Raw genomic sequence first — 1,011 nt, 5'->3', positions numbered from 1 at the left:
TGTTCGTGGGGTTGATCTTGAGGAGCCATCCAAGCGCGGATACCCTCGTTTAGCAAAATGTTTTTGGTATAGAAAGTTTCAAACTCTGGGTCTTCTGCTGCCCGTAATTCTTGGGAAACGAAGTCATAAGCTCGCAGGTTTAATGCCAAACCAACGATACCGACAGAACTCATCCACAAGCCTGTAACTGGTACAAACAACATGAAGAAGTGTAACCAGCGCTTGTTGGAGAAAGCAATTCCGAAAATCTGTGACCAGAAACGGTTTGCTGTCACCATTGAGTAGGTTTCTTCAGCTTGTGTGGGGTTGAAACCGGGGAAGGTGTTGGAGCCTTCACCATCTTCAAACAAGGTGTTTTCTACTGTTGCACCGTGAATGGCAGAAAGTAATGCACCGCCCAAGATACCTGCTACGCCCATCATGTGGAAGGGGTTGAGTGTCCAGTTGTGGAAACCTTGCAGGAATAAGAGGAAGCGGAAAATTGCTGCTACTCCAAAGCTGGGTGCAAAGAACCAGCTAGATTGTCCCAAGGGATACATCAGGAAGACGCTGACGAATACGGCGATGGGGCCTGAAAAAGCGAGAGCGTTGTAAGGACGAATGCCTACTAGTCTGGCAATTTCAAATTGGCGCAACATGAAGCCGATTAAACCAAAGGCTCCGTGTAGGGCTACGAAAGGCCACAAGCCACCTAGTTGAATCCAACGGGTGAAGTCACCTTGTGCTTCTGGTCCCCACAGTAACAGTAGGGAATGTCCCATGCTGTCTGCTGGTGTGGATACTGCTACTGTCAGGAAGTTAGCTCCTTCTAGGTAGGAGGATGCTAATCCGTGGGTATACCAGGATGTGACGAAGGTTGTACCGGTTAGCCAACCGCCTAGTGCGAGGAAGGCGCAGGGGAATAATAATATTCCTGACCAACCTACGAATACGAAGCGATCGCGCTTTAACCAGTCGTCTAATACGTCAAACCACCCTCTCGACGGGGCGCGTCCAACTGCGATGGTCATT

Annotated in this window: 1 protein-coding gene; it reads right to left on the bottom strand. The window is 49.4% G+C overall.

The window, feature by feature from the left end; all coding sequences use genetic code 11:
- Positions 1-1,010, bottom strand: a 1,010-nt coding sequence (gene psbD / locus A9Y75_RS25790; RefSeq protein ID WP_071192730.1) for a photosystem II D2 protein (photosystem q(a) protein), incomplete at its 3' end; no start/stop codon positions are given.
- Between the last annotated feature and the right edge of the window lies 1 nt (position 1,011).

The organism is Trichormus sp. NMC-1 (genome assembly GCF_001858025.1).
Lineage (GTDB): Bacteria > Cyanobacteriota > Cyanobacteriia > Cyanobacteriales > Nostocaceae > Anabaena.
The sequence above is the reverse complement of the archived record's forward strand: the minus strand, read 5'-3'. Positions and strand labels throughout refer to the sequence as shown.